Source organism: Colwellia sp. E2M01, assembly GCF_018860585.1.
GTDB lineage: Bacteria > Pseudomonadota > Gammaproteobacteria > Enterobacterales > Alteromonadaceae > Colwellia.
In genome coordinates, this window is record NZ_JAHKPR010000029.1 from 228,352 (window position 1) to 243,787 (window position 15,436).

Genomic DNA, 15,436 nt, shown 5'->3' on the forward strand with positions numbered 1-15,436 from the left:
TTTCGCTGAGTGGGAAAGAGCTTAATCAACTTGGTATAAAGTATCTTTGATATAACCCAACTCTTTTATCTTCTTATCTCTTTCTTATACCTTTGTACTAAAATATATTTAATTGTTAACAATGCACTTATACTTTATAGTCAATGCTTCGGTTAAATTAGGTCGTTCTATTTTGGAGCTAAAGTGAAAAAACTAAATTTTATTAGTATCTGTTCGTTGATATTGCTTTTTTTAATATCTGGGTGTAACTCACAAAAAGGTGATGAAAATCATCGTACACAACAAGTTTTAAAAAACAAAGAACAACCAAATATATTGTGGATTATTACTGACGACCAGCGACCTGATTCTGTTAGCGCTTTTAATAAAGCCATGTATGGAACTAAAAATAGCCCGTTAGGCTATGTTGAATCCCCTAATATCGACAAACTAGCAGCAGAAGGCGTGCTGTTTGTGAATGCTTTCACCAATTCACCAGTATGTGGTCCTTCGAGAGGGTCAATGCTGTCAGGGCGCTACCCTTTCAGAAGTGGCCACTACGCGTTTGAGTTAACACACCAAAATCCAGATTTTATTAAACCAACGGTTCCAGAAACCGTGCGTGACACCGGCTATCAAACTTCTGTATTCGGTAAAGAAGATTCCTATATATTTAAGTGGGGACCTGGACAAGGCTTTAACGATGCCGGATTATTTGACTACAAAGTTCACTTTAAACATGATTTGCAAAAAAATGGCAAAGGGGACTTATATGGTGAAGCATCATATGGTGTTATCGATGGTTCCACGGTAATGCAAGGGTACGCAGAAAATGTGCAGTATGAAGATGGCAACACTCGTAGTTACTATTTGAAGCGAAAAAATGGTACGTTGACGAAAGAAGACCTAGCGCAACGAGAGTTAACCAATCAAGAATTTGATATTTTACGAGCATACACCCGTACCAATACTTCGCTGATTTTAGCCGGCGAAAACCCTCAACCAGCAGACCAAACCGTGGACGCAAACATTGTAAAAGAGTTTGTTAATTTTCTCGACAATGCAGACAAGCCATTCAAAACCTCATGGGGTGCAGATGCACAGGGAGCCAACTCAAGTCAGCCTCAATATATGCAACTCGGTTTTCATTTACCTCATACACCAGTTTTGCCACCTAAAAGTATCCGTGACCGTTTTAAAACAAAACATTACAAAATACCGGAATACCAACGTTCAGAAACCGAAAAGTTGCCAGAGCAATTAAAAAAAATACAGCAGGCGGGTGATATTTATGAAATGACTGAACAGGAAAAACAAAAAGCCATTCAGGACTATTATGCGTTCTGTGCCCATGGAGATGATTTAATTGGAAAAGCAGTTAAGGCATTTAAAGAGTACAGTGAAAAAAGTGGTAGAGAGTATCTGATTATTTTCACAGTAGGCGATCATGGGTGGCATTTAGGCGAACAAGGCATAGAAGCTAAATTTGGTCCTTGGGTGCAATCGACAGCAAATGCAGCCATTGTTGTGTCATCTGACAAATCTCTAATGCCTGAGAATAAAGTCAATAGGGATTTAGTTGAATTTGTTGATTTTGCTCCTACAATATTGAACGCCGCGGGTATAGACACAAACCAACCGCAGTTTGAGTATTTAGATGGGTATAGTCTATTCGACGTTTATCATCAAAAGCGTCCAGAACGAGATTATATTCTTGGTGAAATTAATGTGATCTCTGGTCCACGTGCCTATCTGCATACTGACCGTTTCCGATTTTCAATGAGAACTCGACCTTTTAATGATTGGGTGCAAGAGCATCAGTTGGGTAAACAGCTTGATTGGGCGCTAACAACATCCGCTGAAAACGCCGAAATGACCTTGTATGACTTACATAAAGATCCTTTAGAACAAAACAATGTTGCTTACGACAAAAAATACTCGCATTTGGCTGCTTGGTTTAGAAACAAACTCGGTAACATAGTTTTAGGCGATGGCAGAGTAGAAGCAGACTGGCGTATGGCAAATAGTTATCACATTAGTAACTTTGCTAAAGGTGCGGACGACAAAAAAATAGACATTCCCGAGGGTATTATTCCCAATTAATCAGAAAAACTATACCTAAAAAATTCTAGTTTCCCATAGGGCCGATGAAAACCGAAACCTTATTCTCGGCTCTTATTCTAAGGGTATTCGTTAAGGATCCTTGTCAGTGAATTAAGCCATTAAGGTTCGGAGTAGCTCCCCATCAGAAACCGAATATACGTGAACTTGCTACATACATTTAAATTTATTACGATTAACGGCTTGCTATACAAGAGGAGTCCATATACGTTCCTCGCAATTTTAGCCCGGTATTTGGGCGTTAGTTTTGCAATACCAAGCTTCTCTGGTATATTGCATTAAATGGAGTTGAAATCTTAAATATTGATTTTAACGGAAAATAAATAGGGAGATATAAATGTTAACATCCGAAGAAATATTCATTACAGACTATACGGAACTTTTTCTTGATTTGTATAGGTTTGGCAATTCATCTAGTCCTCGCTTCGATCACATTCGTCCACTGAAAGATGCTCAAATACAAGATAGAAATGGTATTAAATTTATTATTGCAGATGGAAATGGTGTTAGTGCGTTTTCATCGGTTCCAACAGGTAAACGTAATACTTGGAAAATAAAAAAAGGGACACCATTACCTCATGGCGTCAAACTTGTAATTGACAAAAGGCCTGGGCATGAAAATCATTACATGTTAGCTCCTTTACAAACCATGAAGTTAAGTGAATTTCACTCGTTAATGGATAAAGTTAGAGAATACGCACAAAAAATTAATTAAGGAATACCCAATGAATACTTTAGATCTTAGTTTACCGTCTTCAGATTTGACATTAGTTCTCGATTCAATTCGTCATTACATTAAATTTATTGATAATATTAATGAAAGCGAGATTGATGAAGATACTCTTGCTGACTTATTAAATGACTGTGAAAGCTTAAAAGGTGTTGAATCAAATTTATCACTATTATTTGCTGAAAAGTTTGGTAAGTATTAATAATACATGTCTTTATCCAAGCACAACTAACAAGCCAATTAAGCAGGACTAAATACAGCGGGCTGTTCGCTCCGCTCCATTTTAGCCTACTGTATTTAGCCTCATATTGGGGCGTTATTATGTCGCTACTGAGGGATCAGATGATAGACTCAAAGTTTGTAAAAGAAGGACTTCTTAAATCAAATTACTTCCCACTTCAAAAAAACAGAAATGAAGAATTACCATCAATATTCAATTCAGAGGCTTTTAGTTCGGACATTGCTGATAAATTAGTAGCAATAAAACTACGAAGTGGTGGATATGATGATTTGTCATTTAACGTAACTAGATTTAATAATATCCATCGTAAAATATCCATTCCTCACCCTTTACCTTACGCACATTTGGTAAATACCATAACTAAAAACTGGGACTCTATCAGTCATATTGAAAGCAATGAAAACAGTATAATTAGACCATTAAAGCATAAAGATGGTCGAATTATTGTAATGACTTACGAGCAATCCAAGCGTAAAACAAATAGATATAATAATTCCTGTAAAGGTAAAAAGTTTATCGTACATTCCGATATTTCAAATTTTTACCCAAGTATCTACACTCATTCTATACCATGGGCACTTTTGGGCGTAAAAGCAGCAAAACTAAAACAAAACAGTGGTTTTGAGAATGAACTAGACCAACATCAAAGGATGATGAAAAGGAATGAAACTACAGGGGTAGCTATTGGGCCAGGGACATCAAATATCATAAGTGAAATCATATTATATGAGGTGGACAAACTCCTTAAAGACAAAGGTTATGAGTTTTATAGATTTATTGATGATTACACAGCTTTTTGCTCAACATACGAAGAATCAGAATCTTTCATAAGAGATCTTTCGGAATTCTTATCTGTATACGGTTTGCTTTTAAACATAAAGAAAACCGAAATCAAAAAACTTCCTAAGCCCACAGTAGCTGATTGGGTTGCTGACCTCGGTTCAAGGATTAGCCAACGCAAGAAAGTAAATGAATTTTATTGTATAAAAATGCTCGACTATGCCCTCGATCTTCAGGAAAAAAACACTGGTGGTAGCATCCTTAAATTTACATTGAAATCATTAATAAACAAAGCTACGCCAAAAGCCAAAATGGCTTTGCTTGATTACTCTGTAAACTTAACAATGCATTATCCGATTTTGTTACCATTGATTGGCGATCTACTTTCAATTGCCACAAGAAAACCCAACGATAGTTATTATAAATCACTTATCTTTACCCTAACTGAGTGCATAATTAATAAAAACTCGGATGGTATGGTTTGGTGTCTTTTCTATATTGCTAAATATTACTCGGCAACATTAAACGAAGAAATAGCGGAGAAAATTATAAAGACTGGTGACGTTATTGCTATCACGACTTTGTATTTATTTACACCGCACCAACAAAAAGTTGTCGTGTTTTGTAAAAGTATTCTTCAATTGAGTCTCTTTGATATCGACCAATATTGGTTGCTATTGTATCAGGTGTTTTTTGATAAAAAGATAGAAAACCCATATAAAAATTTAGATAAATACTTACCCTTAGTTAAGGGAAAGACAACACAAAAAAGAGAGGAACAGGCGAGAAACCTTTGCAATCATGATCAAAAATCTTTTGATGTTCTAAAAGGTAAAGGGGTAAGCTTTATCTCTTTGGTTGAACTTGTCCCAGAAAAGCATAAGAAGCCAAACTTTATTAAAAAAGTAATAGCTAAACTATCGACAAAAGTAGTTGAAAAATTTGAGCAGACCGCAACATAACAAGTCGTTTTAAAAGAAAAAAAACAGTTGGCTTTTGCTCCTGGTAAAAGTTGATTTGAGTGAATACTTTTCTCTTTATACCGCAAAACTCCTGCGAGGGGGAGGAGTCCATACATTTCTTTCGTCGCTAATTTTAGCCAACTATAATTTGCCTATTAGCAAAGCGTTAGCTGCTAAAGCCTGAACTCAGCAATCTATCCTATTTTTTTGAGTATGAACATTAATATGGTAATAAAGAAGTTACTTATTTATATTTACATCAAATATGTTAACATTTCGAATCATCATTTTACCAATGGAACTGAATTAAATGAGCACGAAAGCCGAAGTATGTCTAAGTAACTGCACAAAAACATTACCCTCTCGAAATACCAAAGAAAACAATTTATTTTTAAAAGACAACCCTCACATTAAAACGGTTATTCCTAAAGGCACTCCGTTTCTTTTACGTAATAATTATGAAGACCCCGCATGGAAGATAGCACTAGATGCTACACCAAACATAATGAACCGTTTACAAACAATAGCTCCACGTGAACAATGTACTATTGCTGATATCAATGCTTCCTTTGGTAGTGATATGTTAGTAGCTATGGCAAGCTTACATCAAGATAAAATAAAACCGTTGTTAGCCACATTAAATCATTATGCTCAAAAAGAATCAGCAGGGCTGGGTGGTGCCGCAGCTACAGCAATGCAAAGCCGTTTAGATAGTTTTGGCAAAGCAGTCATGAATCATCATATGGCTTTAAACAAATTACATGAAGGTTTTAAAGCAAAGTTACCTCGAGCAGAAATAATGCGATTAGAAAATACAGTAAAAAGCACAGTTAAAGCGCTTAATCAGAGCTTTCAAGCAGAATTAACTAAGTATTTTCCACACTCAGCAGGTAGACGCGGCACCATCATGACAAATGCAGACCGTGCTATTGGCATGGCTAAAGGGGCTAAAACCTATCAACCATTAAATATCGCTAATGGAGTGCAATTTGGCAAAGTCCTTACTTTTGCTAAGGCAGCCAATTATGTAGGCAAAGGCGCTTTAATAGTGGACGCTGGATTTAGAGTAGATGGTGTAATAGCCGATAAGGCCGCAGGACAAGACTGGCAACGTAGAGCTATTACGGAAACTACTGGCTTTGGGTTAGGTACAGCGGCAGGGACATTTGTTGGTGGTGGTATCATAACTTCTACGTTGGGTGTGGCTTTAATGGCAACGCCTGTAGGTTGGGTGTTAGTGATAGGGGCAGGCCTTACTGCAGGGTATTTTTCCGCTAAAGGAGCTGATTGGGTTGGTAAAGGTATTGCGGGTAAAATCTATGACAGAGACGCTAGCTGGATACCTTTTTAGGACTGATTATGAGCACACTTGAAGGTAGCCTTCTTTTTTCTGGGGGAATTCTCTTTTTTCTCTCTGCATTTTTAAATATATTATTTTATCGTATATCCGTTTTGTACATTGAACGAGAGCTATTAAAGGAAGACGAATTTTTTAAACCGCTTGAGTTGGACAAAGGAATTGGTGCTAGAGGGGTAATGTACAACCAATTAATTTTATTTAAAATTAAAAAACATCCATATGTTGACGGTGAGGCAGTAATACGTATTGCCCGTAAAAAGGATTGGTGGTTGGCGTTTTTATCTTTTCACTCTTTGTGGTTAGCAATGATTCCAATTATGGTTGGATATTTTTTATATGCACCATAGGCGGGCGTTGCATAATCAATACTAAGGATTATTAAATAACTTGTTTAAAATTTATGTGCAATAGCAGTTAACAAGAAATTAAGGTGTCAATTACATATAACCTGACATATGACCTCCTTATCGTTATTCATATGTCCTCAATGCCGAATCTATAGTTCTTCGATAAACGAAAGTTAATACCCACTTTCGTATCAAAGGTATCGTTAGTTTAAGTAAAAGTTAAGTAATTGATGCCGTAGAAGTTATACTTACCTCATAATCCAAATTGATAATACACAACTGATACCAGATAACTGATAACAAAAAGCACTGCTAGAAATACGACAACCAACGTTTTTATTATCAAATAGATTTGTTACTAAACCTAGAGCCTAATACTGATCAGGTTACGTATTTCTATTTTTGATTTACTGCTATTTAATAGCAAACGTCTTCATTTCATTTTGAAGCCAGCTAAAACCTTCTTGCCAGCCAAGATCTAAGCCTGAAAAAACCTTTGCATTCAATTCATCAATGGCTCTCATCTCCATTAATTCATCGACTAATTTTTTATCGTTATCGTTATATACGACTATCGCTAACGCACAGAGCGTGCTTTGTGATGCCACAATGAGTTTTGCTTCAAATGTATATTGATAACTATTCACTCTATTTATTAATACTGCAAAATTACTTCTCATATGCTGTGCTAAAAACACTTCATACTCTTCGTGCATTTCTATTGTAATTTCAATGCCTTCATCAATAACAATCTCAATAATCTGCTCTGTTAAATAATTAACTTTAGCAAAACTAAGGCGGTAGCTTTTGGTCGCATCTTTATCTGGGGTGTTATTATGTTCATTCATAACATCATACTTATTATTATGCTGTACATTCACACAATAATAATACATTTAACGTTTTATGCTAGTCCTTAAAGTACAAACATCATTTATAATGAATAACGCCGTGTAATTAATAAATATATTTTAATATTTAACTTTATAAAAACTCATCAAATAATTGAATAGTAACTTGCTCCCCCTTAGTCACTTTTCCTTGAGCGCTTGGCAAGATAATAAAGCAATTAGCTTTAGCTAGACTCGATAAAATACCAGAGCCTTGCGCACCCGTTGACGTTACCACATTTTCGCCAGCATCATTCACCGATAAAAACCCACGCTGAAAATCCATACGCCCTGGTGCTTTACGTAAATCAGAAGTACATTTTGCCGTTAACTGGGTACGTTTTAATGCTTCGCCGTTTTGCATTTTATTTAAAGCCACTAAAGCTAATTGATGAAAAGTTACTAAAGCTGAAACAGGATTACCCGGTAAACCAAAAAATACGCTATTGTTTAATTTACCAAAGGCAAAAGGTTTTCCTGGTTTCATGGCTATTTTCCAAAAACCAATTTCACCTAAATCATCTAATACCGCTTTAGTATAATCAGCATCGCCAACCGAAACCCCGCCCGAAGAAATAACCGCATCGGCTTGTTCATCAGCACTCACAAAAGCCGATTTTATTGCCTCAAAGTCATCTTCAACAATACCAAAATTAATCACTTCAACATGTAATTTTTCAAGCATTGCTGACAAAACAAAACTATTCGTTTCATAAATATCACCAGAGCGTAATGCTTGTCCTGGCTTTTTAAGTTCATCACCCGTAGCAATTAACGCAACTTTTAATTTACGATAAACAACCACTTCTGCAACACCTAACGAGGCAAGTACACCAATATCTACTGCCGATAATTTTCGACCTGATACTAAAACCTGTTGCCCTAGTAGAATATCTTCTCCTGCGTTTCTAACATTAGCACCTAACTTTTTTTCCTGTAAAAACGTTATCTGCTCACCATTCACTTCAACATTTTCTTGCATTTCAACGGTGTCACAACAGTCTGGCATTTTTGCCCCTGTCATAATACGAATACATTCGCCTTTTTTACATTTACCCTCAAAAGGCGCGCCAGCCATAGAACGTCCTACTAAAGTTAAGATATTATTAGCATTTAAACTGTCAACTGAAAACGCATACCCATCCATTGCTGAATTATCATGTGGCGGTACATTCAGCGGACTAATAATGTCTTGCGCTAACACGTAATTTAACGCTTGCTCAATAGGTAAGGTTAAGGTGTCGGTAATTACCGGTACTTGCGCTAACATATTGCTTAACGCATCTGTAAAAGGTAAAAGTCCGGGTGCTGAGCAACAATCTGACATAAAAACTCGCTTAAATATTGGTATGAATAAAAGTGATATAAATCTATAGCCTTAGTATCTCTATATCGCTGTTAATTTAATAGCCCTAAAACCACTGTTTTATTGATTTTGATCATTGTTGAGGTCATGAAAAAGAATTACCATCTCTTCATCAGAGTGATATATACTTAATATTAGAGCAAAGTTCATACAGAGCTTCATAAATAACACCGAGCTATCACAGCTAACATGAATTGAATGCCATTTAGCATTCAATTCATCATGTTGTGATATGCCGTAGCTAAATCCTTAAATAGTTAATATCTAAGGTTTAGTTGCCAGGGTTAACAAGGAAACGCGTTAGCCTCCCGACATTTGGAAAGGTGACATGTTAACAGACAACTTTGGCCGTAGGTTCTCATACCTGCGCCTTTCAATTACTGACGTTTGCAATTTCAGTTGCACTTACTGTTTGCCCGATGGTTATCAGTGTGATCAACCGCGTGATTTTTTATCCATTCCTGAAATAAAGCGTATTGCTAAAGGCTTTGCGGAATTAGGTACCGAAAAAATACGTATAACTGGTGGTGAACCGGCCCTACGTAAAGACTTACCTGAAATTATTCGTATTTGTAAAGAAACTCACGGCATTAAAAAAGTCGCGATTACTAGCAATGGTTTCAAACTGCCTGAGCATTTACCACAATGGCTAGATGCCGGGATTGACGCGATTAATATCAGTATAGATAGCTTAGATCCGCGGCAATTTCACGCTATCACAGGTCACGACAAGCTCAACACGATTCTTGAAGGTATTGATATGGCTGTCGCTGATGGTAGAGCTTCAGTGAAAGTAAATACGGTATTAATGCGTGAGTACAGTGGTAAAGATATTCAAAGCTTCCTCGATTGGCTTAAAGATACCCCTATTACCTTACGCTTTATCGAATTAATGCAAACTGGCGATAATAAAGCGTTTTTTGATGCACAACATGTGCAAGGCGCACGCATTAAACAAAATTTAATTTTGGATGGTTGGCTGCCTGTTATTCAAAATAAATCTGCAGGCCCTGCGCAAGAATTTTACCACCCTGATTACCAAGGTAAAGTTGGCTTGATCATGCCTTACTCTAAAGATTTTTGTAATACTTGTAATCGCTTACGCGTAAGCTCCAGTGGCAAGTTACATTTATGCCTGTTTGGTGAACAAGGTTTATCGTTACGAGAAGAATTGCAAAGTGATGATCTTGTACCTTTACAGCAGAAAATTGTCTCCTTACTTGACGATAAAAAAGCCACACACTTTTTACATGAAAAGTTAACAGGGGCGACTAAACACCTTGCCATGCTTGGAGGTTAACTAGATGAATACTTCAGCGAATAGCCCAATAGATTGTTTAGGAGTCATTCTCGCAGGTGGTTTATCTTCTCGCATGGGACAAGATAAAGCGCAATTAACACGCGATTCAGTTAATGGTAACTCAGCTCAAAGTATGCTGGATTTTTCTAAACAGTTACTACTTGATGCAGGTATTTCAACTGTTGTGATCAGTGGAGACCAACATCAGATCCCTGATTTATTACCACAATCGGGTCCTGTTGGCGGCATTTATAGTGTATTAAACCATTACCTCAAGCAATATCCTGAACATTTACAGCCCAAGTCATTGCTCATATTACCGGTAGATTTACCATTAATGACCGCATCGGCCATTGCTGAGTTACGTCTAAAAGGAGAGCTAAGTCAAAAAGCGACTTTTTTTAGTGACACGCAACAACAAGCGCATCATATTCCACTCTTTTTACCTAATAACGCATTTTTACATAACTTTTTAAGCCAAGCTTTTAAGCAAGAAAGTTTACTTACTAACAGCAACGGCATTAATAACAGTAAAAAAAGTGCACCTTCAGTAAGGTCAATGTTAGCGCAAGTACCTCATCAAAACATTGTTAATAAAAGTGCTCACCATACACTTTTTAATACCAATACACCTGAGCAATGGCAGCAAGCACAGCAGAAAATCAAATAACATTTTTACATAAAATTTATAATTTTAATCTCGATTTAGTAAAGGATAAACCTATGTCAGGACATGGCGGCAAACAATTCATACCTTTAAATATCGCTGTTTTAACAGTGTCAGATACACGTACCGAAGAAAACGATACTTCAGGTCAAGCCCTCGTTGAGCGTTTAACCGAAACGGGGCATAACTTAGCTGACAAAGCGATTGTTATTGATGATGTATATCAATTACGCGCGCAAGTATCTAAGTGGATAGCTGACGATAACATTCAAGTAATTATCTCTACAGGCGGTACAGGCTTTACTGCTCGTGATAATACACCTGAGGCTTTAACACCTTTATTTGATAAAGATATTGAAGGCTTTGGCGAAGTATTTCGCTACATATCATTAGGTGAAATAGGCACCTCAACTATTCAGTCGCGTGCTTTTGGCGGCATTGCTAATAAAACCGTAGTACTTTGCGTTCCGGGTTCAACCAATGCTTGCAAAACAGCATGGGACAAAGTGATTAAAGAACAGTTAGATAACAGCCATCGTCCATGTAATTTTGTTCCTCACCTTAACTTGAATGAAACGCAATGTGAGACTCGCGGCTAATGAGTAATCCAACAATAGAAAATACCACACCAGAGCTAAGCCACCTTAACCAACAAGGTGAAGCTAATATGGTTGATGTAACTGAAAAAGCCATGACCTCACGCACGGCAACCGCACAAGGGTTGATTAAAATGAACCGTGCTACTTTTGAGTTAATTACCACAGGTAAGCATAAAAAAGGTGATGTGTTTGCCGTTGCGCGTATTGCGGGCATTCAAGCTGCTAAAAAATGCAGTGACTTAATACCTTTATGTCACCCGTTAATGCTAAGTAAAGTACAAGTAGATTTCACCCTTGATGATGAAAACAGCCAAGTACAAGTTAACAGCTTATGCCGTTTAACTGGCCAAACAGGGGTTGAAATGGAAGCATTAACCGCGGTATCTATTGCTTGTTTAACCTTATTTGATATGTGTAAAGCCGCTGATCCTGCGATGGTCATTCACGGTATTGAAGTATTAACTAAAGAAGGCGGTAAATCAGGTCACTGGCAAACACCATCAGCTTAAGGCAATTTAGGTATTAGGTTTTAGGTACTAGGTTTTAGGTACTAGAGCCTAGCTCCTAATTCCTAGTTTCTAGGTTTTAATTAAATTTTGAGATTATTATGATTAACATTGTATTTTTTGCCGCCCTTAGAGAACAACTTGATTGTGAGCAACTGTCAATTTCAGCGGATAAGGTAAAAACGGTTGCAGATATCAAACAGCTATTAAGCGATAAAAATGAGCAATGGTTAAAAACCTTTAGTAATAGCTCGTTACTATCTGCCGTCAATCACGACATGGTAAATAGCGAACACTTGGTAAAATCAGGTGACGAAGTAGCTTTTTTCCCTCCCGTGACAGGCGGTTAATACCCGTTAATTAATAGCGACTGATGCCAGATAATAGCGAAATAATTATGACTAATAGAAACGAACGCCAAGAAATATCCATTCAACAGCAAGATTTTAGCTTGGCTGACGAAGTGGCTTTGCTCGAACAAAACAACCCAACCGATGGTGCTGTCGTTACTTTTACAGGAAGAGTACGTAATAACAATAATGGCAATTCAGTTACCACCTTAACGCTAGAGCATTATCCTGGGATGACTGAAAAATCGCTCGCCAAGATCATTGCGCAAGCCAAAGAGCGTTGGAATATAGGTCGAGTCAAAGTAATTCATCGAATTGGCGAGTTGAGCATTGGCGATCAAATCGTCTTTGTTGGCGTTACCAGTAAACATCGTCAAGACGCTTTTGCCGCCAATGAGTTTATTATGGATTACTTAAAAGTCAGCGCCCCGTTCTGGAAAAAAGAACGTATAAATAATGACGGTAAAACCACCGAAAGTTGGTTAGATGCAAAAAGCACAGATACCGATAAAGCGGATCTTTGGGGCTAGCGTGTTACGTTTATTATCAGTTATTTATAGTTTCAGCTTATTTTCTGTAATTCTAATTAACAACCAAAGTGCACAGGCTAATGAAAATAACGTAGCTAACATAAATAATAATACGCCACTACGAGTTGCTGTAGCCGCTAATTTCACCCTGGTACTTAACGCTTTACTCGAAGACTTTAACAAGCAAACCGGTATAACCACGCAAGTTATCAGCGGCGCTAGTGGCGCACTTTTTTTACAAATAAAACACGGTGCGCCGTTTGATGTTTTTCTTAGTGCTGATAGTCGCCGTCCACAAGCATTAGAGCAAGCAAAGCTTACTGTAAAAAATAGTCGAGAAACTTACGCCATTGGCCAGTTAGCTTATTATTCTTCAAGCACTAAAAATACAAGTATTAGCACTTCTAACCCTACCGAGAGCTCAGCTAAAAGCTCTATAGCCAACAACACAGTTTTAAGTAAACAACAATTACAAGACGTACTCACTGCGGCAGCAGCTTCGCGTTTTGCTATCGCTAATCCTGATATTGCTCCCTACGGCAAAGCTGCCAAAGAAACGTTAATCTCTTTAGGGTTATGGCAAGCTTATCAGCCACAGTTAATAACAGGGGTTAATATCGGGCAGACCTTTAGCCAAATTCGTACTAAAGCCGTGAGTCAAGGTTTGGTCGCTAATAGTCAGTTAATATTAAATGATTTATCAGGGTTTATTATTAGCAGTGATTTACATCAACCCATTGAGCAACAATTAGTGATCATTCGCGCCAGCAAACAACAAGCGAAGGCGCAAAAATTAAAAGACTTTTTATTATCAACCGCCACTCAAGAAAACATTGTTAGTTATGGTTATGCCGCACCTGAAAAAATTTCTCGCGATATACAAAGTGAGTTAATTTCCCAATGATGAATCCTGACTTACAAGCACTTATTACCACACTGCAAATGGCGGGATTAACTACTGTTATCCTATTGATTATAGGAACACCATTAGCTTGGTATTTAGCTAAAATGACCAGCCAATTTAAAGTGCTGCTTGAAGCCATTGTCGCCCTACCTTTAGTGTTACCACCGACCGTACTTGGTTTTTATTTATTGATTGCATTCTCACCCGAGCATTTACCCGGACAATTATGGCAACAAGCCACAGGACAACAACTCGCTTTTAGTTTTTCGGCCATTGTTATCGGCTCCGTTTTATATTCCCTGCCCTTTGTTGTTCAGCCATTACAAAAAGCTTTTGAGCAGTTAGGCGACTCTTTATTAGAAGCGGGCTCTTTACTGGGTGCAGGCCCTATTGACCGTTTTTTCACTATTGTATTTCCACTAACCAAAGCCAGTTTTATTACCGCTGCAACATTAGGCTTTGCTCATACCGTTGGTGAATTTGGCGTTATATTAATGATAGGTGGCAATATTCCTGGTGAAACCCGTGTATTGTCTATCGCTTTATTTGACCATGTTGAAGCCTTTGATTATGCCCGAGCTCATATACTCTCTATCGGTTTGTTAATCGGCTCTATGTTGTTATTGGCGGCTATTTATTGGTTAAATTTACCCAAAAAAGCTAAACGCAAAAGCAGGGTTAACTAATGAAGAATAAAGAGGCACAGCTTGATATCAATATCAGCGTCAGTTACTCCAACTTTAACTTAGACATTAACCAAATCATGCCCTTAAACGGTATCACCGGTATTTTTGGTCATTCCGCCTCAGGTAAATCAACCCTATTGCGTGCCATTGCCGGCTTAGAAAAAAATTTATCAGGTGCTATTAAGTTAAGCGACTCCCAGCTAGTAGACACAGAGCAAGGTACCTACCTTAAACCTGAAGCTCGCCACGTAGGGCTAGTTTTTCAAAACAGTCGCTTGTTCGAACATTTAAGCGTGCTTGGTAACTTAGAGTATGCCGCTAAACGTTGTAAAAATAGTCAGCTTGATATTAATGATATTATCGAATTAACTAAACTAAAACCTTTACTTAATAATCACGTTAATCAACTCTCGGGCGGACAACAACAACGCGTTGCATTAGCCAGAGCAATACTTGCTGAGCCTAAATTATTGTTACTTGATGAGCCGTTAAGTGCCCTTGATCAACACAGTAAAAAAGCATTATTAAGTATGATGCTAACCATACAAAAGCAACTTAACTTACCTATGCTTTATGTCAGTCACTCCCTTGATGAACTGCAACAGGTTTGTGATAACTTGCTAATAATGTCGCAAGGAAAGATCGTCAACTTTGGTAACATTCATCAAGTGATTCATAGCCTTAATGATTTAAAAAAAGATGATAGAGATGAAGTGACTGAACTAACAGCTCAGCAAACCAGTTTATCTTTACCAATCAAAAATGTTTGTAATGAATACGGTTTAACAAGCTTGTCGTTAAAAGACGGACAAGCAATTTATCTTGATTGTGATGACAGCTACAATAAAAAAACAGAGCAACTACGCTGTTTTATTTTAGCAAGCGATATTAGTATTACTTTAACTGAGCCAGTTAACAGCTCTATTGTTAATCATCTGTTGGGCACGATTGTATGCATTCAGCAAAATAAAAATAAAGTATTGTTAACGGTAGAATGTGGTAAGCAAGACTTCTTTGTTACTATCAGTTCCTTTTCTCAACAAAAACTATCACTTAAAATACAACAGCAGGTATATTTACAGTTTAAAGCCAGTGCCGTGCGTACTTTTATTCATTAA

17 protein-coding genes and 1 riboswitch are annotated in these 15,436 nt (G+C 37.4%); of the genes, 15 read left to right on the forward strand and 2 right to left on the reverse strand.

Annotated features, from left to right (window positions below; translation table 11 throughout):
* Positions 1–183: 183 nt before the first annotated feature.
* The 6 genes from KO502_RS06585 to KO502_RS06610 all read left to right on the forward strand — a co-directional run bounded on the left by KO502_RS06585 (position 184) and on the right by KO502_RS06610 (position 6,520).
* Positions 184–2,082 (forward strand): sulfatase-like hydrolase/transferase, encoded by a 1,899-nt coding sequence (locus tag KO502_RS06585; protein ID WP_216021764.1) that lies wholly within the window; start codon positions 184–186, stop codon positions 2,080–2,082.
* Positions 2,083–2,437: 355 nt separating this feature from the next.
* Positions 2,438–2,815, forward strand: coding sequence for a hypothetical protein (locus tag KO502_RS06590; RefSeq protein WP_216021765.1), 378 nt, complete (start codon positions 2,438–2,440; stop codon positions 2,813–2,815).
* A 10-nt stretch (positions 2,816–2,825) separates the two neighbouring features.
* Positions 2,826–3,032, forward strand: coding sequence for a hypothetical protein (locus tag KO502_RS06595; protein WP_216021766.1), 207 nt, complete (start codon positions 2,826–2,828; stop codon positions 3,030–3,032).
* A gap of 140 nt (positions 3,033–3,172) precedes the next feature.
* The gene (gene drt4, locus KO502_RS06600) at positions 3,173–4,813 is read left to right on the forward strand and encodes an antiviral reverse transcriptase Drt4 (protein ID WP_216021767.1); all 1,641 of its coding nucleotides are present in this window, start codon (positions 3,173–3,175) and stop codon (positions 4,811–4,813) included.
* 310 nt (positions 4,814–5,123) lie between these two features.
* Positions 5,124–6,164 (forward strand): hypothetical protein, encoded by a 1,041-nt coding sequence (locus KO502_RS06605; protein ID WP_216021768.1) that lies wholly within the window; start codon positions 5,124–5,126, stop codon positions 6,162–6,164.
* Between the two features lie 8 nt (positions 6,165–6,172).
* Complete coding sequence (locus KO502_RS06610) at positions 6,173–6,520, forward strand: hypothetical protein (RefSeq protein ID WP_216021769.1); 348 nt, start codon at positions 6,173–6,175, stop codon at positions 6,518–6,520.
* Positions 6,521–6,933: 413 nt separating this feature from the next.
* Here KO502_RS06610 and KO502_RS06615 read toward each other — a convergent pair whose 3' ends face one another.
* Positions 6,934–7,368 carry a hypothetical protein gene (locus KO502_RS06615; RefSeq protein ID WP_216021770.1) on the reverse strand — a complete coding sequence of 145 codons (435 nt, stop codon included), beginning with the start codon at positions 7,366–7,368 and terminating at the stop codon, positions 6,934–6,936.
* A 136-nt stretch (positions 7,369–7,504) separates the two neighbouring features.
* The gene (gene moeA, locus KO502_RS06620; protein WP_216021771.1) at positions 7,505–8,737 is read right to left on the reverse strand and encodes a molybdopterin molybdotransferase MoeA; all 1,233 of its coding nucleotides are present in this window, start codon (positions 8,735–8,737) and stop codon (positions 7,505–7,507) included.
* A 195-nt stretch (positions 8,738–8,932) separates the two neighbouring features.
* Positions 8,933–9,119, forward strand: a riboswitch (molybdenum cofactor riboswitch).
* Between moeA and moaA the strand changes: the two genes are divergently transcribed.
* From moaA to modC, 9 genes are all read left to right on the forward strand, one after another.
* Entirely contained in the window at positions 9,105–10,076 is a 972-nt protein-coding gene (gene moaA / locus KO502_RS06625; RefSeq protein WP_216021772.1) for a GTP 3',8-cyclase MoaA, read from the forward strand. It overlaps the preceding riboswitch by 15 nt.
* Before the next feature lie 4 nt (positions 10,077–10,080).
* On the forward strand, positions 10,081–10,746 hold the full coding sequence (locus tag KO502_RS06630; RefSeq protein WP_216021773.1) for a molybdenum cofactor guanylyltransferase: 666 nt from the start codon (positions 10,081–10,083) through the stop codon (positions 10,744–10,746).
* 53 nt (positions 10,747–10,799) lie between these two features.
* A complete protein-coding gene (moaB, locus tag KO502_RS06635) occupies positions 10,800–11,342 on the forward strand; it encodes a molybdenum cofactor biosynthesis protein B (RefSeq protein WP_216021774.1) in 543 nt (180 codons plus the stop codon).
* The gene (gene moaC / locus KO502_RS06640) at positions 11,342–11,851 is read left to right on the forward strand and encodes a cyclic pyranopterin monophosphate synthase MoaC (protein WP_216021775.1); all 510 of its coding nucleotides are present in this window, start codon (positions 11,342–11,344) and stop codon (positions 11,849–11,851) included. The genes moaB and moaC overlap by 1 nt, the downstream gene beginning before the upstream one ends.
* A gap of 98 nt (positions 11,852–11,949) precedes the next feature.
* Positions 11,950–12,198, forward strand: a complete 249-nt coding sequence (moaD, locus tag KO502_RS06645) for a molybdopterin converting factor subunit 1 (RefSeq protein ID WP_216021776.1) — start codon at positions 11,950–11,952, stop codon at positions 12,196–12,198.
* Between the two features lie 47 nt (positions 12,199–12,245).
* On the forward strand, positions 12,246–12,728 hold the full coding sequence (gene moaE / locus KO502_RS06650; RefSeq protein ID WP_216021777.1) for a molybdopterin synthase catalytic subunit MoaE: 483 nt from the start codon (positions 12,246–12,248) through the stop codon (positions 12,726–12,728).
* On the forward strand, positions 12,685–13,632 hold the full coding sequence (gene modA / locus KO502_RS06655; RefSeq protein ID WP_252730560.1) for a molybdate ABC transporter substrate-binding protein: 948 nt from the start codon (positions 12,685–12,687) through the stop codon (positions 13,630–13,632). Before moaE ends, modA begins: the two co-directional genes overlap by 44 nt.
* A complete protein-coding gene (gene modB, locus KO502_RS06660) occupies positions 13,629–14,318 on the forward strand; it encodes a molybdate ABC transporter permease subunit (RefSeq protein WP_216021778.1) in 690 nt (229 codons plus the stop codon). The genes modA and modB overlap by 4 nt, the downstream gene beginning before the upstream one ends.
* Complete coding sequence (modC, locus tag KO502_RS06665) at positions 14,318–15,436, forward strand: molybdenum ABC transporter ATP-binding protein (RefSeq protein ID WP_216021779.1); 1,119 nt, start codon at positions 14,318–14,320, stop codon at positions 15,434–15,436. The genes modB and modC overlap by 1 nt, the downstream gene beginning before the upstream one ends.